The 20,043-nt window shown below is 73.3% G+C and carries 20 protein-coding genes, 1 tRNA gene and 1 CRISPR repeat array; of the genes, 10 read left to right on the top strand and 11 right to left on the bottom strand.

Annotated elements, in window-relative coordinates:
• Positions 1-69: 69 nt before the first annotated feature.
• Positions 70-143: transfer RNA gene (locus LG943_RS10820), tRNA-Gly, on the bottom strand.
• A 102-nt stretch (positions 144-245) separates the two neighbouring features.
• On the opposite strand from LG943_RS10820, the gene dcd reads away from it, so the two are divergent.
• On the top strand, positions 246-833 hold the full coding sequence (gene dcd, locus LG943_RS10815; protein WP_270072097.1) for a dCTP deaminase: 588 nt from the start codon (positions 246-248) through the stop codon (positions 831-833).
• Between the two features lie 39 nt (positions 834-872).
• Here dcd and LG943_RS10810 read toward each other — a convergent pair whose 3' ends face one another.
• Positions 873-1,481: a rhomboid family intramembrane serine protease gene (locus LG943_RS10810; protein ID WP_270072096.1), complete on the bottom strand. Its 609-nt coding sequence runs from the start codon at positions 1,479-1,481 to the stop codon at positions 873-875.
• 809 nt (positions 1,482-2,290) lie between these two features.
• Here LG943_RS10810 and LG943_RS10805 point away from each other — a divergent pair.
• The 3 genes from LG943_RS10805 to LG943_RS10795 all read left to right on the top strand — a co-directional run bounded on the left by LG943_RS10805 (position 2,291) and on the right by LG943_RS10795 (position 5,855).
• Positions 2,291-3,598, top strand: coding sequence for a quaternary amine ABC transporter ATP-binding protein (locus LG943_RS10805; RefSeq protein WP_408648582.1), 1,308 nt, complete (start codon positions 2,291-2,293; stop codon positions 3,596-3,598).
• The gene (locus LG943_RS10800; protein WP_270072094.1) at positions 3,598-4,839 is read left to right on the top strand and encodes an ABC transporter permease; all 1,242 of its coding nucleotides are present in this window, start codon (positions 3,598-3,600) and stop codon (positions 4,837-4,839) included. The genes LG943_RS10805 and LG943_RS10800 overlap by 1 nt, the downstream gene beginning before the upstream one ends.
• 95 nt (positions 4,840-4,934) lie before the next feature.
• Positions 4,935-5,855 carry a glycine betaine ABC transporter substrate-binding protein gene (locus LG943_RS10795; RefSeq protein ID WP_270072166.1) on the top strand — a complete coding sequence of 307 codons (921 nt, stop codon included), beginning with the start codon at positions 4,935-4,937 and terminating at the stop codon, positions 5,853-5,855.
• An 89-nt stretch (positions 5,856-5,944) separates the two neighbouring features.
• Here LG943_RS10795 and LG943_RS10790 read toward each other — a convergent pair whose 3' ends face one another.
• From LG943_RS10790 to LG943_RS10780, 3 genes are all read right to left on the bottom strand, one after another.
• Entirely contained in the window at positions 5,945-6,442 is a 498-nt protein-coding gene (locus LG943_RS10790) for a hypothetical protein (RefSeq protein ID WP_270072093.1), read from the bottom strand.
• Positions 6,443-6,722: 280 nt separating this feature from the next.
• Positions 6,723-7,652: an alpha/beta hydrolase family protein gene (locus LG943_RS10785; RefSeq protein ID WP_408648580.1), complete on the bottom strand. Its 930-nt coding sequence runs from the start codon at positions 7,650-7,652 to the stop codon at positions 6,723-6,725.
• A 307-nt stretch (positions 7,653-7,959) separates the two neighbouring features.
• Positions 7,960-8,808: an IclR family transcriptional regulator gene (locus LG943_RS10780; RefSeq protein ID WP_270072092.1), complete on the bottom strand. Its 849-nt coding sequence runs from the start codon at positions 8,806-8,808 to the stop codon at positions 7,960-7,962.
• A gap of 242 nt (positions 8,809-9,050) precedes the next feature.
• On the opposite strand from LG943_RS10780, the gene LG943_RS10775 reads away from it, so the two are divergent.
• The 5 genes from LG943_RS10775 to LG943_RS10755 all read left to right on the top strand — a co-directional run bounded on the left by LG943_RS10775 (position 9,051) and on the right by LG943_RS10755 (position 15,178).
• Positions 9,051-10,052, top strand: a complete 1,002-nt coding sequence (locus tag LG943_RS10775) for a 5-dehydro-4-deoxyglucarate dehydratase (protein WP_270072164.1) — start codon at positions 9,051-9,053, stop codon at positions 10,050-10,052.
• An 80-nt stretch (positions 10,053-10,132) separates the two neighbouring features.
• Positions 10,133-11,425 (top strand): enolase C-terminal domain-like protein, encoded by a 1,293-nt coding sequence (locus tag LG943_RS10770; protein ID WP_270072091.1) that lies wholly within the window; start codon positions 10,133-10,135, stop codon positions 11,423-11,425.
• A 139-nt stretch (positions 11,426-11,564) separates the two neighbouring features.
• Entirely contained in the window at positions 11,565-12,998 is a 1,434-nt protein-coding gene (locus LG943_RS10765; protein WP_270072090.1) for a GntP family permease, read from the top strand.
• 49 nt (positions 12,999-13,047) lie between these two features.
• On the top strand, positions 13,048-14,562 hold the full coding sequence (locus LG943_RS10760; RefSeq protein ID WP_270072089.1) for an aldehyde dehydrogenase (NADP(+)): 1,515 nt from the start codon (positions 13,048-13,050) through the stop codon (positions 14,560-14,562).
• Positions 14,563-14,767: 205 nt separating this feature from the next.
• Positions 14,768-15,178, top strand: coding sequence for a MerR family transcriptional regulator (locus tag LG943_RS10755; RefSeq protein ID WP_270072088.1), 411 nt, complete (start codon positions 14,768-14,770; stop codon positions 15,176-15,178).
• A 65-nt stretch (positions 15,179-15,243) separates the two neighbouring features.
• Here the strand turns inward: LG943_RS10755 and LG943_RS10750 are convergent, their stop codons facing one another.
• Positions 15,244-16,233: an NAD(P)-dependent oxidoreductase gene (locus LG943_RS10750; protein WP_270072087.1), complete on the bottom strand. Its 990-nt coding sequence runs from the start codon at positions 16,231-16,233 to the stop codon at positions 15,244-15,246.
• Here LG943_RS10750 and LG943_RS10745 point away from each other — a divergent pair.
• Positions 16,232-16,711: a MerR family transcriptional regulator gene (locus LG943_RS10745; RefSeq protein WP_333486354.1), complete on the top strand. Its 480-nt coding sequence runs from the start codon at positions 16,232-16,234 to the stop codon at positions 16,709-16,711. The genes LG943_RS10750 and LG943_RS10745 overlap by 2 nt on opposite strands.
• A 98-nt stretch (positions 16,712-16,809) precedes the next feature.
• A CRISPR array of direct repeats spans positions 16,810-17,326; the repeat unit is 29 nt; unit sequence GTGTTCCCCGCATACGCGGGGATGGTCCC.
• A 55-nt stretch (positions 17,327-17,381) separates the two neighbouring features.
• Here LG943_RS10745 and LG943_RS10740 read toward each other — a convergent pair.
• From LG943_RS10740 to LG943_RS10720, 5 genes are all read right to left on the bottom strand, one after another.
• On the bottom strand, positions 17,382-18,533 hold the full coding sequence (locus tag LG943_RS10740; protein ID WP_270072086.1) for a methyltransferase domain-containing protein: 1,152 nt from the start codon (positions 18,531-18,533) through the stop codon (positions 17,382-17,384).
• Positions 18,534-18,703: 170 nt separating this feature from the next.
• Positions 18,704-18,850, bottom strand: a complete 147-nt coding sequence (locus LG943_RS10735; protein WP_270072085.1) for a hypothetical protein — start codon at positions 18,848-18,850, stop codon at positions 18,704-18,706.
• 16 nt (positions 18,851-18,866) lie between these two features.
• The gene (locus LG943_RS10730; protein ID WP_270072084.1) at positions 18,867-19,052 is read right to left on the bottom strand and encodes a hypothetical protein; all 186 of its coding nucleotides are present in this window, start codon (positions 19,050-19,052) and stop codon (positions 18,867-18,869) included.
• A gap of 332 nt (positions 19,053-19,384) precedes the next feature.
• Positions 19,385-19,741, bottom strand: a complete 357-nt coding sequence (locus tag LG943_RS10725; RefSeq protein WP_270072083.1) for a hypothetical protein — start codon at positions 19,739-19,741, stop codon at positions 19,385-19,387.
• Complete coding sequence (locus LG943_RS10720; RefSeq protein WP_270072082.1) at positions 19,738-20,040, bottom strand: hypothetical protein; 303 nt, start codon at positions 20,038-20,040, stop codon at positions 19,738-19,740. The genes LG943_RS10725 and LG943_RS10720 overlap by 4 nt, the downstream gene beginning before the upstream one ends.
• Between the last annotated feature and the right edge of the window lie 3 nt (positions 20,041-20,043).

Below are 20,043 nucleotides of genomic sequence, written 5' to 3'. Positions count from 1 at the left end.
GCTCGGACGTGCTGGAAAAGGCGAGAGCCAGGTCACCGGAAACCCGGTTTGACCTGGCTCTTTGCTGTCTGGAGCGGATGACGGGAATCGAACCCGCGTTATCAGCTTGGGAAGCTGAAGTTCTACCATTGAACTACATCCGCGTGAGCGCCCAAGGTGGGTGGGCTACGGCGTTAGCTTACCGGAAGTTGGCGGGGTGCGGGTAACCGGATCCTCGGTGGGTCGGAGCAGGTAGGTTCTGGAGCGTGCTGCTCTCTGATCGTGACATCAGGTCTGAAATCGAGTCCGGGCGGGTCAAGATCGATCCGTATGAACCCGGGCTGGTTCAGCCTTCCAGTATCGACGTGCGGCTGGACCGGTACTTCCGGGTGTTTGAGAACCACAAGTACCCGCACATCGACCCCGCCGTCGAGCAGCCGCATCTGACGCGGCTGGTCGAGCCCGACGGGGACGAGCCGTTCATCCTGCATCCGGGGGAGTTCGTGCTCGCCTCCACCTACGAGGTCGTGGGGCTGCCCGACGACATCGCCAGTCGGCTCGAAGGCAAGAGTTCGCTGGGGCGGCTCGGGCTGCTGACGCACTCCACCGCCGGGTTCATCGACCCCGGGTTCTCCGGGCATGTCACGTTGGAGCTGTCGAACGTCGCCACGCTGCCGATGAAGCTCTACCCCGGCATGCGCATCGGGCAGCTGTGCATGTTCCGGCTGACCTCGCCGGCGGAGTTCCCCTACGGGTCCGCGCAGTACGGGTCGCGCTACCAGGACCAGCGCGGGCCCACGCCCTCGCGGTCCTACCTGAACTTTCGGTGGGGGATGGACGGCGCTGACCGGTGAAAACGCGGTGACGGCGCTGCACGTCCTCCGGGCCGGCGCTCAGCGGCGCTCCGGCCAGCCTGAAGGGCCGTAGCCGGGCGCGGGGGTGGGGCGCGGGCGGCGGCGGGGGAGGGCGTAGGCCGAGAACAGGCCGCCGATGAACCCGAACAGGTGGCCCTGCCAGGAGATGCCCTCCTGCTGCGGCAGCACGCCCCAGATGAGGGTGCCGTAAAAGATGACCACGCAGATCATGATCACGATGTCGACGGTGCGGCGCTCGACGATCCCGCGGAGCACGGTGTAGCCGAAGTAGCCGAACACCAGCCCGCTCGCCCCCACCGTCAGGGCGCCCTCCGGGGTGAACAGCCAGACGCCGATCCCGCTGACCACCATCACGATCAGCGTGGTCCACACGAACCGGCCCAGACCGCTGAACGCCACCAGCGAGCCCAGCACCAGGAACGGCACGGAGTTGCCGATCAGGTGGTTGAAGTCGGCGTGCATGAACGGGTAGGTCAGCACACTCCAGGCGTTGGCCACGACCCAGGAGTGCAGGCCGAAGACGGCGTCGAGGGCGCCGCCCAGGACGGTGTCCACGATCTCGAGGACCCACATGGCGACGAGCATCGCCGCGACGGTGAGGAAGCCGACTATCCGGGAGTGCGTCACCTCTACGACTGTATGCGACGCGATCCGGCGCGGGTAGGGCGTTCGCGGCCCCCGCGCCCCCCTCGTGACCAGCCGCCGGCCCCCGCGCGGCACCCGGCGGCCGGGGTGCGGGAGCACCGTCCCTGTTCACCGTGGGTGATGGCCGGCGCCGCCCCCGAGGGCGCCCGGGCGGGCGTCCGCGCGGGCGCGCGCGGCGGCCGGATGCGGCCGACCGGGCCGCCAGGTCGGTGCGCGCGCCGCCGGTTCGCCCGCTCCGGGCGGGATCACCCTCCTCACACGCGGCCGACCCCTGCGTAACCGTTTTGAGCTGCTGCGACGTGAAGGAAGTGACGGTCTTCACGGCTTTCCCGCATGTGTCGCAAATCACAATCGCGCGGTCCGGCTTACCCCAAGTGCGGTGCGCACGTCCGCTTTCGGCTTCCTCGGCAAACGTAAACGTGTTATCTCTCCGTGACGAGCGAACGGGACGGCGTCAGCTTTGGTCTGTATGGTTCGTACGGCCATAAACAGGACTTAAGGAATGGTGAGGACACCGCCGGTGCGCAGGGCTTCTCGACCCGGTGCGGCAGCCGCCGCCCCGGATCGAGAGCCCCTGGAGCCGGCGACGACGGCGTAGCGCGTACGCCGCCAACGGCGAAAACGGTCACGTTGGGTAACCGTTGGCGCGGCTGCCGCGCGGTGCGCCCCCGAGGAAGACGAGACCGCCCCCGCCCGCCGCGCCCCCGGCCGCCCCCCGGCCGGCCGCGCGGCGGCCGTACAGCCGCAAAGAGGAGACCGTGCCAGCAGTACGCGCAGACAAGCTCTACAAGATCTTCGGCAGACGCCCGGGCAAGGCGGTCGACCTGCTGGCGGACGGCCGGCACCGCGACGAGATCAAGCACCTCAACGTCACGGCGGCGGTCATCGACGTCTCCTTCGAGGTCCAGCCCGGCGAGATCTTCGTGGTGATGGGCCTCTCCGGCTCGGGCAAGTCCACCCTCATCCGGATGCTCAACGGCCTGCTGCCCCCCACCGCCGGCACGGTCGAGGTCGACGGCACCGACATCACCGCGCTGCCCAAGGCGGGGCTGCGCAAACTCCGCAGCGAGAAGATCAGCATGGTCTTCCAGCACTTCGCGCTGTTCCCGCACCGCACGGTCCTGGACAACGCCGCCTACGGCCTGGAGGTCCGCGGCGTCGCCAAGGACGAGCGCCACGCCAAGGCGCGCGAGGCGCTGGCCCTGGTCGGCCTGGAGGGCTGGGAGGCGAAGGTTCCCGGCCAGCTCTCCGGCGGCATGCAGCAGCGCGTCGGCCTGGCCCGCGCGCTGGCCGCCGACACCGACATCATCCTCATGGACGAGGCGTTCAGCGCGCTGGACCCGCTGATCCGCCGCGACATGCAGTCCCAGTTGCTGGAGCTCCAGGCGCGGCTGGGCAAGACGATCATCTTCATCACCCACGACCTCAACGAGGCCATGCGCCTGGGCGACCGCATCTGCGTGCTGCGCGACGGCCGCGTCGCCCAGATCGGCACCGCCGAGGAGATCCTGAACGACCCCGCCAACGACTACGTGGCGCAGTTCGTCGAGGACGTCGACCGCACCCGCGTCCTCACCGCCTCCTCGGTGATGGAGGCCCCGATCCCGGTCATCGACCCCGACAAGGGCCCGCGCGCCGCGCTGCGGACCATGCGCGACAACCAGACCGTGTCGGCGTTCGTCGTGCGCCGCAACCGCCAGCTCGTCGGCGCGGTGCGCGAGGACGTCATCGGCGCGGCGGTCCGCGACAACGTCAAGGAGCTGGACTCCCTCATCGACACCGACCTCGCGCGCGTGCACCCCGACACCCCGGTGGCCGACCTGTTCGGCCAGGCCGCCGAGAGCCCCTACCCGCTGGCCGTGGTGGACGACGCCGACCGCTTCGTCGGCGTGATCCCCCGGGTGACGCTGCTGGCCGCGCTGGCGCCCACCACCGGATCCGACACCGGCGCCGACAGCGGCACCGGCGCCGAGCCCGCCGCCGACGGCGGCACCGCCCCCGCCGGCGCGCCGCCCGCCGCGCCGCCGCCCGACGGCCCGCCCGCGCCCGAGGCCGCCGCCGACACCGCCACCGACACCGCCGCGGAGGGGAGCCGCTGATGTCCGCGACCACCCTGACCGTCACCGTCCCGCGCGTGCCCGTCGGCGACACCTTCGACGCCGCCATCAACTGGCTGCGCGCCAACTTCGAGCCGGTCTTCGACTTCGTCGGCATGGTCATCGACCTCTGCGTCGAGACCCTGTTCCACCTGTTCGCCATGACCTCGGCGACCCAGTTCACCCTGATCGCGGCCGCCGTTGTCGGCGGCGCCCTGCTGGTGCGCCGCCACCGCGTGCCCACCCTGGTGGCCGTCGCCGTGTGGGCCGGGTTCTACGTCGCCGAGCTGGCCGGCGGCCTGGTGGCCACCGCCATCAGCTCGCTGCCCGCCCCGCTGTTCCTGTGGGCGATGAACCTGTTCGGTTCCAGCTACGTCTACCCCCCGCTGGTGCTGGCCCTGCTGCTGCTGGCCGCGCTGGTGGCCATCGCGTTTGCGGTCGGCCGCGACCGGAGGCTGTGGATCATCGCGGCCGTGTCCCCCGTGGTGCTGCTGGCGGTGCTGGCGCTGCACTTCATCGCCGGCGTGCAACTGTCCCTGCTGGTCGCCCCGCTGCTGGTGCTGCTCGCGCTGTTCGTCGCCGGCTGGCGGGTCGCCCTCTTCAGCGCCCTCGGGTTCCTGCTGATCATCAGCATGGAGAAGTGGGACAACGCCATGAGCAGCCTCGCGCTGATCCTCGTGGCCACCGTGGTGGCCGTGGCGGTCTCCCTGCCGATCGGCATCCTGGCCGCGCAGAACGACCGCGTCAGCGCGGTGGTCAAGCCGGTCCTGGACTTCATGCAGACCCTTCCGGCGTTCGTCTACCTGCTGCCGGCGATCGCGTTCTTCAGCATCGGCACCGTCCCCGGTGTCATCGCCACCGTCATCTTCGCCATGCCGCCCGGCGTGCGGCTCACCGAGCTGGGCATCCGCCAGGTCGACAAGGAGCTGGTCGAGGCCGGCGAGGCGTTCGGCGCGCCCGACTCCCAGATCCTGCGGCGCATCCAACTGCCGCTGGCGCTGGCCACGATCATGGCGGGCGTCAACCAGATCATCATGCTCAGCCTCTCGATGGTCGTCATCGCCGGCATGGTCGGCGCCGGCGGCCTGGGCAACGACGTCTACACCGGCATCGCCCAGGGCAACGTGCCCGTCGGCTTCGAGGGCGGTATCGCCGTGGTGGTCCTGGCGATCTTCCTGGACCGGCTGACCGGCGCCGTGACCCGCTTCTCCCCCGCCGCCCGCGCGCAGCGCGCCGCGGCCTGATCCCCCCATCCCCCCTGCCGGGTCCCGCGCCGACAGGGCTCCCTGATACCACCCGCACACACACTGGAGGAATCGTGAGCGACCGCAAGCGAAGGATGATCGGCGTCGGCGCCGCCGCCGCGTCGGTGGTGCTCCTGGCGAGTGCCTGCGGCGGGGGCGGCGAAGGCGTCTCCACCGGCCCCGAGGAGGGCGAGGGCGGCGGCCAGGACATCACCATCGGCCTGATCCCGTGGGAGGAGGACATCGCCGTCACCCACCTGTGGAAGGTCATCCTGGAGGAGAAGGGCTACAACGTCACGATCGAGAACGTCGACGTGGCGCCCGTCTTCGAGGGCACCGCCAACGGCGACATCGACCTGTTCCTGGACACCTGGCTGCCCAACACCCACGGCGACTACTGGGACCAGTACGGCGACAGCCTGGAGGACCTGGGCGCCTGGAACGAGGGCGCCAGCCTGGAGCTGACCGTGCCCACCTACATGGAGGACATCAACTCCATCGAGGACCTCAAGGGCGAGGCCGACACCTTCAACGGCGAGATCATCGGCATCGAGTCGGGCTCGGGCCTGGTGCAGACCACCGAGGAGGAGGCGATGCCCGCCTACGGCCTCGACGGCGAGTACGAGCTGGTGAAGTCCTCCACCCCGGCGATGCTGGAGGCCCTCAACACCGCCATCGAGGACGAGGAGCCGATCGTCGTCACCCTGTGGCGCCCGCACATCGTCTACGCCCAGCAGGACCTCAAGGACCTGGAGGACCCCGAGGGCGCGATGGGCGAGCCGGAGTCGCTGCACTCCATCGGCCGCGAGGGCTTCGGCGAGGACTTCCCCGAGGTCGCCGAGTGGCTGGGCGCCTTCAAGCTCGACGACGAGCAGATCAACTCGCTGGAGACCTCGATCATCCTCGACCACGAGGGCGCCGAGGACGAGGGTGCGCGCGCCTGGCTGGCCGACAACCCCGAGTTCCTGGAGGAGACCCTGGGCGCCGACGCCGAGGGCCTGGACTTCGGCTCCTAGGCGGACCGGGGCGGCACCTTCCAAGAAGCGCCCCCGCCCGACCCGTCGACGCGGGCCGTGCCCTGGCGGCACGGCCCGCGCGCCGCTTTTCAGCGGCGGCGGCCCGGGGTCAGCGAGCGGTCGCGCGGGGGGATCCCCACCGCGGCCATGAACGCGTCGACGCGAGCCGAGGAGGTCAGTCCGGTCAGCGGCAGGTAGGGCCGGCTGGCGCGGCGCCCCTCGACCGAGGGGAACTGGCGCGGCCGGCCGGCGGGGTCGCACAGCCCCAGCGAGCGCGTGGCGCCCGGCAGCACGTAGTAGGACCCGATGTCGGCGAAGGGGATGCGCACGATGTAGCGGCCCCGGACGTAGCGGAACTCGCCGTCCTCCACCTCCAGCACCGGCACCTGGATGCGGTAGCCGTCCCAGATTAGCCAGGCGCCCACCACCGCCACCAGCGGTCCGATGAGGATCCCGGCCCAGTGCAGCCACACCACCGACAGGACGGTCCCGGCGACCCCCAGCAGGGCCAGCGCCGCGCCCCCCCACAGTTCGCTCCGCTTGCGGCCGCGGGGGCAGATCAACCGAACCGTATCGGACACGGACATGCCTCTTTCGCTGCGCACGAAACGGGGAGATGGCGGTATCGCCGTCCGCACCATATCGGTTCCGTGGCCGCGCGGATGGGCGTTCGGCACCTTTCGCCCGTCCCGAACGCCCCGTTGTGAAGTTGTTATGGGGATTCGCGTTTGACGTTCGCGCGGCGCGCACGGAGGGGCACCGCGCGCATGCCGATGGCGGCCGCCGGCCGCGACCGCCATCGTGGTGCGCTCCTCGGCCCGCCGGGGCGCCCGCCGGTCCGTCGGCGGCCGGCGCCCCGGGCGCGCGTCAGGAGGAGTGCGGGCAGGTGTCCCGGTAGTCGGAGATGTCCAGGTCGGGGCCGGGGGCCGGGCAGAGGAACTGCTCGTAGCGCATGTCGTTGTCGATGAAGCGCTTCAGCCACGCGATGCTGTACTTGGCGATGGTGGTGTTGTTGGTGTTGGGCGCGAAGTGGCTCGCGTTGTTCAGCTCCAGGTACGCCTTGTCCAGCGACCCGGGCAGGCTGTTGTAGAACGGGATGGAGTGCGTGGTCACCGAGGCGATGGTGTCGTTCTCGGCGCCGATGACCATGGTCGGCACGTCCACGTCGCCCCAGGTCTTGTCCAGGTTCCACGGGGTCAGCGGGATCGCCGCCTGGAGTTCGGGCCGGTCCGCGGCGATCTCCAGCGTGCCGCCGCCGCCCATGGAGTGGCCCATCGCGCCCAGCCGGTCGCCGTCGATGATGTCGGCGACGTCGCTGTCCTCGACCAGGTAGTCGAGCGCCGCGCCGATCTGCTCGCCGCGGTCGGCCGGCTGGTCGTAGCGGGTGTTGGTGTCGATGGTGAAGATGACGAACCCCTGCGAGGCCAGGCGGGGGCCGAGCCAGGCCATGGTGGAGGAGCTGGCGGTGTAGCCGGGGGCGACCACGACGGCGCCGAAGGTGCCCTCGCTGTCGTCGGTGGGGTAGTAGATCGTGCCGCCGCCGAACCCGGACACCAGCGAGGACACGTCCTCCTCATCGGTGGCGAACGGGCCGCGCAGCGCCTCGATGCTGCGCTCCGTGGGGTCGGGGCCGCGCTCGTAGGGGTTCTCCTGCGCCTGGGCGGGGGCGGCGGCGACGCTGATGCCGCCCAGCGCCAGGGCCAGGACGGCGGCGACCCGGCCGGCGGCCTGGACGGCGGTGGGGCGGGGGGTCGACTCCGGCGCCGCGTGGTCGGGCGTGGTGGTGGGTGCGAACACGGGGGTATGTCCTTTGCGTCGTGGCGGAGCGCGCGGCGGCCCGGGTAAGGGGGTCCGCCGGCGCCGGGGGTCCGCCGGGTACCACAGGGGGATCAGACGATGATCGGGAGCCGGTCGGCCGCGCGGTGTCGAGGGCGGGGGATGGGGTCCGTGCGGGGCGGCTCGCGATGCGCGAGGGCTGTGCCCGGGGCGCCGATGCGGTGCGCGGGCACGTGGTAACTATCCGAGATCGTCACAGCGCTGGGTATCCGTTGAATCACCAGTGTGTTGTCAGCGCAGGTCCAGGCGGTGGCGAACGGGTGACGGGTCAGATGCGGAACGCGCCGAAGGAGGTCGAGGCGCCGCGCTCCAGGGTGGCGCGCACCTCCAGCAGCGCGCCGATCGCGGTGTCGGCGACCTCGGGGGTGTGGCGCGCGGCCGGCAGCGAGCAGCTGATCGCGTCCACCGCCGGGCGGTCGTAGCGCAGGGCCACGCCGATGCAGCGCAGCCCCACCACGTTCTCGCCGTCGTCGGTGGAGTAGCCGCGTTCGCGGATGCGGGCGAGTTCGGCGAACAGGGCGGGGCGGTCGGTGATGGTGCCGGCGGTGACGGCGGGCAGTTCGGCGGGCAGCAGGGCGTCGACCTCGGCGTCGGTGCGCTCGGCCAGCAGCGCCTTGCCCAGCGAGGTGCTGTGGGCGGGCAGGCGGCGGCCGACCCGGCTGAAGGGCCGCAGGTAGTGCCGGGATTCCCGGGTGGCGAGGTAGACGACGTCGGGGCCGTCGAGGCGGGCGAAGTGCACGGTTTCGCCCAGGCGCTCGCTGAGGGCGTCCAGGTGGGGGCCGACCATGGCGGTGCGGGGGTCGGCGTCGATGTAGCCGGTGCCGGCGAGCAGCGCGCGGATGCCGATGGCATACAGCGAGCCGGTGGGGTCGGTGCGCACCCAGCCGCGCCCGACCAGGGTCTGGAGCAGCGCGTAGAGGCTGGAGCGCGGCACGCCCATCCGCTCGGCGAGGGTGCGCAGGGTGGCGGGGGAGTCGAGCTGGCTGAGCACTTCGAGGAGTTCGACCGTGCGGGCGGCGGACTTCACCTCACGCACGCCGTTGGCGTCGTCGTCGGCCACCGGTGACCTCCTGTGCGCGGGCGGGGCGGGCGGGGCGGCGGCCGCGCCGCCGTCCATGTGGGCGGATTCTATCCATAACCGTGGACGGCCGAACGCCCTGGCAGCGGCGGTGCGGGGGCGGCGGGGCGGGCGGGCGCGCCCGGCGCCGGACCCGCCGCCAAAGGCCCCGCGCGGCGGGGGCTACCTGGCGCTATGGCGCTCGGTCACGGGGCGGGCGTGTATTGACGGCATGTGTCTCCCAGATTAACCTCCTTCTGCATACGAAAACGCTGTCTACATATGGAGACAAGGTGAACGCAGTGGGAGAGCCCCGCACCCTGGCGGACCGCCCCGACGACGTCCGGCGGACCGCCGAAACCCTCGCCGCGGGGATGGACCGCGCCGTGCTCGCGTTCCCGCTGACCCCCTTCGACGCCGACGGCGACCTCGCCCTCGACGCCCTGCGCGCCTACCTCGACCACCAGCTCGCCGCCGAGCCGGGCGCCGTGTTCGCCGCCTGCGGCACCGGCGAGTTCTTCAGCCTGGCGCCGGCCGACTACGAGGCCGTGGTCCGCGCCACCGTCGAGCACGTCGCCGGGCGCGCCCCGGTGGTCGCCGGCGCGGGCTACGGCACCCGCCTGGCCGCCGAGTACGCCCGCACCGCCGAGCGCGCCGGCGCCGACGCGGTGCTGCTGCTGCCGCCCTACCTGGTGCGCGGCCCCCAGGACGGCCTGGTCGCCCACACCGCCGCCGTCGCCGCCGCCACCCGGCTGCCCGTCATCGCCTACCAGCGCGACCAGGTGGCCTTCACCCCCGAGGGGCTGCGCGCGCTGGCCGCCGTGCCCAACGTCATCGGCCTCAAGGACGGCCACGGCGACCTCGACCGCATGCAGCGCCTGGTGCGCGCCGTGCCCGAGGACTTCCTGTTCTTCAACGGCGTGCCCACCGCCGAACTCCAGGCCCGCGCCTACGCCGCAACCGGGATCCCCGCCTACTCCTCGGCGGTGCACGCCTTCGCCCCCGAGATCGCCACCGCGTTCTTCCGCGCCCACTCCGCCGGCGACACCGCCGCCGTGGACCGCCTCCTCGACGGCTTCTACATCCCCTGGGTGCGGCTGCGCGACCAGGGCACCGGGTACGCGGTGTCGCTGGTCAAGGCCGCCGCCCGGATGCGCGCCGAGGCGATCGGCGCCGACGTCGGCCCGGTCCGCTCGCCCCTGGCCGAGCCCGCGCCCGCCCACCTCGCCGAGGCAAAGCGCCTGCTGGCCGCCGGCCTGGACCTCGCCGCCCGATTGGCCCCCGCCGCCCCCGCCGCGCACTGACCCGCGGCCCCGCGCCGACGACCGCCCGCCCCCCGCCGGGCACCGCGAAGGACCGACACCGCAGCGCTAAGGACTCACACATGGCCTACACCACCGACCGCTTCGTCCGCGAGGTCCGCGTCACCCCGATCCTGATCACCGACCCGCCCCTGCTCAACCTGTCGGGGGTGCACCAGCCGCTGACCCCGCGCACCGTCGTTGAGGTCGAGACCGAGGGCGGCCACGTCGGCCTCGGCGAGACCTACGGCGACACCGAGTACCTCACCGCCATCGAGCGGGTCGCCGCGCGCCTGGCCGGCACCGACGTCTCCCGGCCCACCGCGCTGCGCGCGCTCATCGACGACGTGCTGGGCCACGACGACGCCGCCGCCACCGCCGCCGACGTCCCCGCCTCCGGCCTGCGCGGCAAGCGCGACCTCGCCAAGCTCAAGGCCAGCGTGTTCTCGGTGTTCGAGGTCGCCTACCTCGACGCCTGGGGCCGCCTGCTGGGCGTCCCCGTGCACGCCCTGCTCGGCGGCAAGGTGCGCGACCGGGTCGACTACAGCGCCTACCTGTTCTACAAGTGGGCCGGCCACCCCGGTGCCGAGCCCGACGCCTGGGGCGCCGCGCTGGACCCCCAGGGCGTGGTGGAGCAGGCCCGGCTGTTCATCGACCGCTACGGGTTCGGCTCCATCAAGCTCAAGGGCGGCGCGTTCGAGCCCGACCAGGAGATCGCGGCCATGCACGCCCTGCGCGCCGCCTTCCCCCACATGCCGCTGCGCCTGGACCCCAACGGCGCGTGGTCGGTGGAGACCGGCCTGCGCGTGGCCCGCGAGCTGACCGGGGTCCTGGAGTACCTGGAGGACCCCTCGGCCGGCACCGACGCCATGTCGCGCATCCACGCCGAGACGGACATGCCGCTGGCCACCAACATGTGCGTCACCGGGTTCGACGAGGTCCCCGACGCGTTCGCCAAGAACGCGGTGCAGGTGGTGCTGTCCGACCACCACTACTGGGGCGGGCTGCGCGCCACCCTCGACCTCGCCGCGCTGTGCCGCACCCACGGGGTGTCGGTGTCCATGCACTCCAACACCCACCTGGGCATCAGCCTCGCCGCCATGACGCACGTGGCCGCCGCCGTGCCCAACCTGGAGCACGCCTGCGACACCCACCGGCCCTGGCAGGACGAGGACGTGATCACCCGCCCGCACACCTTCACCGGCGGCGCGGTGGAGGTCTCCGACGACCCCGGCCTGGGGATCGAACTGGACACCGACGCGCTCGCCGACCTGCACCGCCGCTGGAAGGACAGCGACGTGCGCGACCGCGACGACGTCGCCGCCATGCGCGCGGCCGACCCCGACTGGACCGCGCCCCGCCTGCCGCGCTGGTAGCGCGCCGCCGCTCCCGGGCGCACGCCCCCCGGCCCGGGAGCGGCCGGCCCGCACCCCTCCCGCACCCGCGCGCCGCGCGGCCCGGCCGCCCCTCCGGCCCGGCCCGCCGCCCGCTCCCCACCGTCCGAAGGCTCCCCGCATGCGACCCCTCACCACCGCCGACCCGGCGGCGCGGCCCCTGGCCGCCGACGCACCCGAACTCGCCTGGACGCTGCCCGACTGGGCGCTGATCCTGGCCGTGGCCCTGGGCGTGGGCCTGCTCCTGCTGCTCATCATCCGCGCCAACCTGCACGCGTTCGTCGCGCTGCTGCTGGTCAGCGCGGGGGTGGGGTTCGCCGCCGGGCTGCCCCTCGCCGAGATCCCCGCCGTCCTGGAGCAGGGGATGGGCAACACGCTGGGCGGGATCGCGATCATCGTGGCGCTGGGCGCCATGCTCGGCCGGATGATGGAGGAGACCGGCGCGGCGCGGCTGCTGTCGCAGCGGCTGCTGGCGATGTTCGGGGAGAAGCGCGCGCCCCTGGCCATGGGCGTCACCGCGCTGGTCTTCGGCATCCCGGTGTTCTTCGACGTCGGCTTCATCATCCTGGTGCCGCTGATCTACGCCGTGGCGCAGCGCTCGCGGCACTCCCTGCTGGCCGTGGCCCTGCCCGTGGCCGGGGGCCTGGCGATGATGCACGCGGTGCTGCCGCCCCACCCCGGCCCGGTGGCCGCCGCCGAGCTGCTGGACGCCGACCTCGGCTGGATCACTTTGATGGGCCTCGTGTGCGGTCTGCCCGCCTGGTACCTGGGCGCCTACGTGTTCGGCACCCGGCTGGGCCGGCGCACCTTCGTCCCGGTGCCCGCCGCCCTCTACGACGAGGCGCGCGCCGAGGAGGCCGCGGGCGCCGGCCGGGCGCCCTCGCTGGGGCTGACGCTGACGATCGTCGTGCTGCCGGTGGCGCTGATCCTGCTCAACACCTTCGCCGGGCTGCTGTTCCCCGCCGGGCCGGTGCGCGAGGCCATGACGTTCGTCGGCCACCCCATCACCGCGCTGACCGTCGCGGTCCTGCTGTCGTTCTGGCTGCTTGGCCTGCGCGGCGGGTTCACCCGCGACCGGATCGAGAAGGCGGCGAGCGCGTCGCTGGGGCCGGTGGCGCTGGTGCTGCTGGTGACAGGCGCCGGCGGGGTGTTCGGCGAGGTGCTGGAGGCCACCCGCGCCGGCGAGGCGGTGGCCGACCTGCTGGGGCGCACCGCGCTGCCGGTCATCGCGCTGGCGTTCCTCATCGCCACGGCGCTGCGGGTGGCGCTGGGCTCCAAGACCGTCGCGATCGTCACCACGGCGCCGATCGTTGCGCCGCTGGCCGACCAGGCGGGGCTGTCCCAGCCCGAGGTCGCGCTGGTGGTGGTGGCCATCGCCGCCGGCGGCACCGTGCTGTCCCACGTCAACGACTCCGGGTTCTGGCTGATGAACCGCTACCTGGACCTGGACATCAAGACCACGCTCAAGAGTTGGACGATGATGGAGACGCTCATGGGCGTGATCATGTTCGCGATCGCCTGCGCCATCAGCGCCGGCATCGCGCTGGCCGGTTGAGCGCCGGCCGCCGACCGACCACGAGACGAACCCGACCGAGGGGAATGGCATGACCGAGATCGCCAGTATCGACCCGCGCACCGGCACGCCGGTGGAGGTGGTCGCCGAGGAGACCGGTGCCGAGGAGCTGGACGCGCTGTGCCGCGCCGCCGGCGAGGCGGCCGCGCCGTTCGCCGCGGCGGGGCGCCGGTGGCGCGCCGGGCTGCTGCGGCGCATCGCCGCCGAACTGGAGGCCGACCGCGAGGCCGTCGTGGAGCTGGCCGACCGCGAGACCGCGCTGGGCGCCACCCGCCTCAACGGCGAGCTGACCCGCACCTGCTACCAGTTCGAGCTGTTCGCCGAGGCGGTGGAGGAGGGCTCCTACACCGAGGCGGTGATCGACCACGCCGGCGACACCCCGATGGGGCCGCGGCCCGACCTGCGCCGCATGCTGCTCCCGCTGGGGCCGGTGGCGGTGTTCGGCGCGAGCAACTTCCCGCTGGCGTTCTCCGTGCCCGGCGGCGACACCGCGGCGGCGCTGGCGGCGGGCTGCCCCGTCGTCGTCAAGGCCCACCCGGCGCACCCGGCCACCTCGGTGCGCACCTTCGCGGCGCTGCGGCGCGCGGCGCAGGCCGAGGGCGCGCCCGAAGGCGTGCTCGCCCTCGTGCACGGGGTGCGGGCGGGCGCCGAGCTGGTGGCGCACCCGGCCATCCGCGCGGTCGGGTTCACCGGGTCGCTGCGCGGCGGGCGGGCGCTGTTCGACATCGCGTCGCAGCGGCCCGACCCCATCCCCTTCTACGGCGAACTGGGCAGCGTGAACCCGCTGGTCGTGGCGCCGGCGGCGGCCGGGGCGCGCGGCGGCGAGATCGCGCAGGGCATCACGGGCTCCTTCACGCTGGGCGCGGGGCAGTTCTGCACCAAGCCCGGCCTGGTGTTCCTGCCCGAGGACGAGGCCGGCACCTCGGTGGCCGACGCCATGGCCCAGGCCGTGGGCGGACTGGCGCCGGGCGTGCTGCTCAGCGAGTCGGTGCGCGGCGGCTACGAGGAGGGCGCGCGGCGGCTGGCCGGGTCGGCGGCGGTGCGCAGCCTGGCCGAGGGCACCGCGCCCGAGGGCACGGGCTGGGGCGCGGCGGTGCGGCTGCTGGCCACCTCGGCGGCCGACCTCACGCCCGAGACCGCCGAGGAGTGCTTCGGTCCGGCGACGCTCATCGTCACCTACCGCGACCGCGAGGAGCTGACGGCGGCGCTGGAGCGGGTGCCGGGGTCGCTGACGGCGACGGTGATCGCCGACGACGCCGACGCGGAGTTCACCGCCGCGCTGGAGCCGGTGCTGCGGGACCGGGCCGGGCGCATCGTCTACAACGGCTACCCCACGGGGGTCGCGGTGGCGTGGGGCCAGCACCACGGCGGGCCGTGGCCGGCGACCACCAGCGCGCTGCACACGTCGGTGGGCATCACCTCGATCCGCCGGTTCCTGCGGCCGATGACCTGGCAGAACGCACCGCAGGAGCTGCTGCCCGACGAGCTGCGCGACACCCCCGAGCACCCGCTGCCGCGCCGGGTGGACGGCACGCTGCGGGTGTGAGGTGGGGCGGCGGCGCTGTGCTTGCCGAACTGCCCGCCGCCGCCTGCCGCCGCCCGTTCGCACCGCTTGCGCCGCCCCGCGCCGCCGACCCCGGAGGCGCGGGGCGGCGTGCGCGGGAGGCCGCGGGGTGCCGCGGGGTGCCGTGGTGCCCGGCCGCCCCTCTCGCCCTGAGCGCGGCGGCATAGACTCGTCGGCGGAGGTCGGCATGCTGATCGGTGAACTTTCGCGGCGCACGGCGGTGAGTACCCGGCTGCTGCGCTACTACGAGGAACAGGGGCTCATCACGTCGCGGCGGCTGCCCAACGGCTACCGCGACTTCCCCGAGGACGCCCCCGAGACCGTCGCGCGGATCCGCGGGCTGCTCTCGGCCGGGCTGTCCACCGAGGTCATCCGCGATCTGCTGCCGTGCGCGGAGGGCACCGCGCCCAACCTGGAGGCGTGCCCCAGCGTGATCGGCGCCCTACGCGCCGAGGCGGAGGGCATGCAGCGCCGCATCGAGGCCCTGTCGCGCAGCCGAGAGGCGGTCCTGCGCTACATCGCCGAGGCCCGCCCCGCCGCCGAGGACCCCGCCCCGGCGCCCGGGCGGCCGGAGGCGGCGTCGGCCGGGAGGGCGTAGGGCGCGGCGGGGGCGGGGCAGCCGGGTCGCGGGGTTCGGGTCCGGGGGGCGTCCGTCGCCCGTCGCTAGCGTCGGCCCGCCGGTTCGGCTGGTTCGGCCGGTCCCGTCGCTTCCGCCGGGGCGGCCATGGCCGCCACCATCGACTCGATCCCGGTGTCGCCGCCCTCGGCGTCGACCGCGCGGCGGGCCGCCGCCAGCGCCGCCCGCATGAGGCCGGTGTCCAGACCGCGCGCCTGGGCCGCGTGCACGACGTGGGCCATGCCCTCCGCCGCCGAGGCGAGGGCCGCCTCGTCGCCGGAGGTGGTCCCGGCGTCGAGGTTGGCCGCGATCTCGGGGATGCTGCTGCCCAGGAGCGCGGAGATGCCCGTGGCAAAGGGCGCGAGTTCGCCCGCTGACACCCCCTCGGCGCGGGCGAGGGCGAAGGCGTGGGCGGCACCGCTCATGGCGGTCCAGAACAGGTCCAGCAGGGCGATGTCGAAGGATGCCGCGCGCCCGGGGTCCTCGCCCAGGTGGGTGGCGGTGCCCCCGAGGGCGGCGAGCGTCGAGCGGTGCTCGGCGTAGCGGTCGGCCGGGCCGCTGTAGAGGAGGACCGCCGAGGGGCCGCCGATGGTGTCGGTGGGGGTCATGATGGCGCCGTCGAGGTAGTCGATGCCGTTGGCGCGCGCCCAGTCGGCCATCGCGCGGGCGCGGGCGGGGGTGTCGGCGGTCAGGTGGACGACCGTGCGGCCCTTCAGGGCGTCGGCGGCGGGGGTGAGGATGCTCTCGGCGGCGTCGTAGTCGATCACGCAGACCACGACGAGCGGGCTCGCGGCGGCGGCCTCGGCGACGGAGTCGGCGCGGACGGCGCCTTCGGCGACCAGCGGGTCGGCCTTGGCGGCGGTCCGGTTCCACACGGTGGTGGGGTGCCCGGCGCGCAGGAAGGCGCGGGCGAGGGCGCTGCCCATCGGCCCGAGGCCGAGCACGGTGACCGGGGAGGAGGCGGCGTCGGCGGGGCGGGAAGCGGTCTGGTTCTCGGTGTCAGGGGTGGTGTGCGGGGCGCTGTGCTGACCTGTCATGCCGATTACGCTAAAGCTTCAGGTCAGCCTGAAGGTCAAGTCCTGTGCGGGAGGTCACATGCGGATCGGCGAACTCTCGCGGCGCACCGGGGTCAGCGGCCCGGCGCTGCGCTACTACGAGGAACAGGGCCTCCTGCGCCCGCGTCGGCTCCCCAGCGGGTACCGCGAGTACACCGAGGACGACGTGGCGCGGGTGCGCAACATCCGGACCCTGCTGGCGGCGGGGCTGGGCACGGCACTGATCGCCGAGATCCTGCCGTGCATGGTGGTCGACGGCCAGTACCTCGCCCCGGCCTGCCCGGAGATCACCGACGCGTTGGAGGCGGAACGGACGCGGATCACCACCGCGTTAGCCGAACTGGAACGGGCGCGGACGGCGTTGACCGGAATCATCACCGCTCCCGTTCCGGCGGGCGCAGTGGCGGAGGCATGCGAGGAGGATTACGCGGTCCCCGCAGAGGCCGCAGCGGCAAGGTAGTCCCCCGGGGGCGGCTTGCCGGAGGCGGCTTTTAGGCTATGGACGTGGTGCCAATGTCTACTTCTGATAACGCCCTACATCAGCCCAGTTCGTAAAGGGTGTTCCCCGCATACGCGGGGATGGTCCCGTACCAACACGGCCCGCTGCGCGGCGGGCCGTGTGTTCCCCGCATACGCGGGGATGGTCCTGTGGCGACCAATTCGCCGACATTCATAGGCACGTGTTCCCCGCATACGCGGGGATGGTCCCTCGTTCGGGTTGCCGCTGGTTCCGATCTCCTTGTGTTCCCCGCATACGCGGGGATGGTCCCACCAGCGGCCAGGCGTCGGCGCGGTCCTCGGCGTGTTCCCCGCATACGCGGGGATGGTCCCTGGTAGAGCAGAAAGACGAGGATTACCGAGCCGTGTTCCCCGCATACGCGGGGATGGTCCCGGGCTCGGCCTGGCGGTCCTCGACACCGGCGGGTGTTCCCCGCATACGCGGGGATGGTCCCAGCGGCCGCGCGAGGTTCGGCTACGTGCGGCGGTGTTCCCCGCATATGCGGGGATGGTCCCTTTCAATACAAAGATTCGGATTGACGCATTACGTGTTCCCCGCATGTGCGGGGATGGTTCGTTAGCAGCGCTCCGCCCGTACGGGCGGAGCGCTGCTAACGTTGCGGGACCGCCTCTCACATGCGGGATCGCGTGGCGCCCAGGGCGCCGACTCCCGGGTGGGGCCACCAAGGGCCGCCGTCAGGGGTGTGCAGCCACAAGCACTGCCGACCCTCGGTGTCGACGGTCAGGCCGTAGCCGGTGACCGGCGGGCAGCCGTGGGCCGTCCACCACCGGAACGCCGCCTCGGCCTCGTTCCACAGCCGCCTCGGTCCGCCCTGCTCGATCCGGCCGTCGTCGTGCAGCCGCGCCCAGGACGGGCTGTCGGTGGCCGACATCCACGCCCAGGGCTCCCCGGCGGGGTCGGCCAGGCGCAGACCAAGCCGCCACGGACCGGCCATCATGACCAGTTGCAGGCAGGCGTCCCCCAGGACGAGGTCGCGCGGGTCCCCCTCCCACCGGGAGACGGACTCGGCCTCGGCGTCCAGGTCGTGCGGGGCGCCCCCGGCCCACCGCTGGGACCGCAGCCGCATGAAGCTGGAGGTGCCGCAGAACCGTCCGCCCGCCCGGTCGCCGCCGACGACCAGGCGCGCCAGCAGCCCGCTGGGCAGGTCCGGCGCCGGAGCCCACGGGGTCACCACGATCCCGCCGGTGCGCACCTGGGCGATCCACGCGGGCGGCACCGCCACCACGCTGCACGTGGCGATCACCGCGTCGAACTCCCCGAAATCGGCCCACGCCGCCGCCGACCCGTCGCCGACGACCACCGTGGGCGCGTACCCCAGGGCGTCCAGGCGGCGGCGCGCCTGCGCGGCCACCGTGGGGTCGACCTCGACGGTGACCACGTTCTCCTGGCCGACGAGTTCGCACAGCAGCGCGGCGTTGTAGCCGGTGCCGGTGCCGATCTCCAGGACCCGCGACCTGGGCCGCAGGTCGGCGGCCTCGATCATGCGGGCCATCATGGTCGGCATCGAGGAGGAGGACGACGGGAGCCCGATGTCGGCGCGGCCGTCGGCGACCTGGGTGACGACGGCCTCGTCGGCGTACACCAGGTCGGCCCAGCGATCGGGCTCGGAGCCGCGATCCAGGGGCGGACCCAGGGCCACCGGCCACACGCGGTCGGGGATGAACGCGTGCCGGGGCACCCGCTCGAACGCCGCCCTGATCTCGGGGGTGGTGTCCAGGGACGCGGCCATCGCCGCGCGGGCTCGCGCCCAGTCGACGGTCATACCCTTCCCGTTCCCTTGCAGTTGGGGCACTGGACCGGCCGGGTGGACTTCCACGGGTTCTTCCCGTCGCCGTCCGTCGTGGTGAACACGACGCCCGTCCCCTCGCACATCGCGCACTGCGCCATCGCGCTTCCTCTCCGCCCGGGGAGTCCTCCCCGGCGTCGCCGCCTCTAGTACCGGTGTTCCTCAAGCCTGTCCGCGCCGCAGGGGCAGTCGTAGACCACCCGCCGGACCCGCTCGATGTCGTCCTCGCCGTAGGCCACCGCAGTCCAGGTGTGGCGCCCGTCCTCGTTGGCGGTGCACCCTTCGCCCTTCACCAGTTCCTCCTCCTCGCTACTCGCCGGGCGCATTCCACCGCGCCCACTCCTCGTCGATGGTCCGGGCCGCCGTCGTCGCCAGCTCGCCCGCGATGCGGTCGGCCTCGCGGCGGCCGGGGTGGACCGCGCAGGTCGTCCCGTTCGCGCACACGCAGCCGGGGTGGACCCACGGCAGTTGCCACTCCCAGGGGTAGAGGGACACGACTCCTCCAGAGGTTCGTGGGTCGGATGCGCCCCCGCCCCTGGCAGGGCAGGGGCGCGGCCCGGCGCGCTTCACAGCGCCGGGCGGGGACCGCCGTGGTCATAACCGGGCCTCAGCTCCCGGCGTCCCTCACGGCGGAGGACTGCGCCCCGGGGCGCGCCGCCCGCGCCTTGGGATACCGCCCCGGGGCGTGCCGCGCGGCACATCACCGCGCGGCGCCCCCCCCGGGTGGGAGGGGAGAGGGGTGCCCCGGGCGCGCTCGACGGGGGGTGAGGCGCCCGGGGCGGCCGTCCGCAGGGGAGGGGGGCCTCATCCCTAAACGGCGGTCAGGGTCACCGGCCGGGGGCCGGTTCCTCGCCCACGTCGGCCGGGGCCGCGTGGACGTTGTGCATGTCGACCACCAGCGGCACCAGATCGGCGGCCGTCTGCACGCTGAGGCCGTGGCAGGCCGGAATCACCATCGGCGCGGGCGCCCGGCAGTGCCCGACCACCGTGCCCGGCTGCGGCAGGTGTTCGGAGGTCACCCGCGTGCCGAGCGGCCACGCCGCCACCATCTCCCGGTAGCGCAGGATGGTCGCCACGCGGGTGAGGCGCTGCAACAGGTCGTAGATCTGCGCACTGGTAAGTTCCCGCCCGTCGGCCGTGACCGCCAGCACGGAACCCTTGTCGTGCACCTTGTAGGCGGTCACCGCTCCCCCTCCGCCTGTTCCAGCGCGGCGTCGCCGCGCAGCGCGCGCTGTACGTAAAGCCGAATTTCGAGTTGTTGGACGGTGTCCGCCTCCACCTCGGTGACGATGCGCGCCCGCTCCCGGCGTTCGTCCGGCTGCTCGGTGCGGTGCTTCGCCTTGTAAGCGCCGGAGGTGCCGGTGATCTCCCACTGGGGGTACCGATCCCGCACCTCGGCCAGGAGCAGTCTCTCGGCTTCGGGAGACATGGTCGGAGGGTGTCCAGCCATATCGGCGCGTTCGTCCGCGCGGTCGATCGCCATCGT

Source organism: Streptomonospora mangrovi (assembly GCF_027604915.1).
Classification (GTDB): Bacteria; Actinomycetota; Actinomycetes; order Streptosporangiales; family Streptosporangiaceae; genus Streptomonospora; species Streptomonospora mangrovi.
Note: the sequence above shows the minus strand (reverse complement) of the source record. Positions and strands in the feature narration are given on the sequence as shown.

Excerpts from the sequence above, each read along its gene's own strand:
- LG943_RS10800 (WP_270072094.1), top strand. The coding sequence starts at position 3,598 with ATGTCCGCGACCACCCTGACCGTCACCGTCCCGCGCGTGCCCGTCGGC.
- LG943_RS10795 (WP_270072166.1), top strand. The coding sequence starts at position 4,935 with ATGATCGGCGTCGGCGCCGCCGCCGCGTCGGTGGTGCTCCTGGCGAGT.
- LG943_RS10790 (WP_270072093.1), bottom strand. The coding sequence starts at position 6,442 with ATGTCCGTGTCCGATACGGTTCGGTTGATCTGCCCCCGCGGCCGCAAG.
- LG943_RS10780 (WP_270072092.1), bottom strand. The coding sequence starts at position 8,808 with ATGGACGGCGGCGCGGCCGCCGCCCCGCCCGCCCCGCCCGCGCACAGG.
- LG943_RS10770 (WP_270072091.1), top strand. The coding sequence starts at position 10,133 with ATGGCCTACACCACCGACCGCTTCGTCCGCGAGGTCCGCGTCACCCCG.
- LG943_RS10765 (WP_270072090.1), top strand. The coding sequence starts at position 11,565 with ATGCGACCCCTCACCACCGCCGACCCGGCGGCGCGGCCCCTGGCCGCC.
- LG943_RS10760 (WP_270072089.1), top strand. The coding sequence starts at position 13,048 with ATGACCGAGATCGCCAGTATCGACCCGCGCACCGGCACGCCGGTGGAG.
- LG943_RS10755 (WP_270072088.1), top strand. The coding sequence starts at position 14,768 with ATGCTGATCGGTGAACTTTCGCGGCGCACGGCGGTGAGTACCCGGCTG.
- LG943_RS10745 (WP_333486354.1), top strand. The coding sequence starts at position 16,232 with ATGCCGATTACGCTAAAGCTTCAGGTCAGCCTGAAGGTCAAGTCCTGT.
- LG943_RS10750 (WP_270072087.1), bottom strand. The coding sequence starts at position 16,233 with ATGACAGGTCAGCACAGCGCCCCGCACACCACCCCTGACACCGAGAAC.
- LG943_RS10740 (WP_270072086.1), bottom strand. The coding sequence starts at position 18,533 with ATGACCGTCGACTGGGCGCGAGCCCGCGCGGCGATGGCCGCGTCCCTG.
- LG943_RS10720 (WP_270072082.1), bottom strand. The coding sequence starts at position 20,040 with ATGGCGATCGACCGCGCGGACGAACGCGCCGATATGGCTGGACACCCT.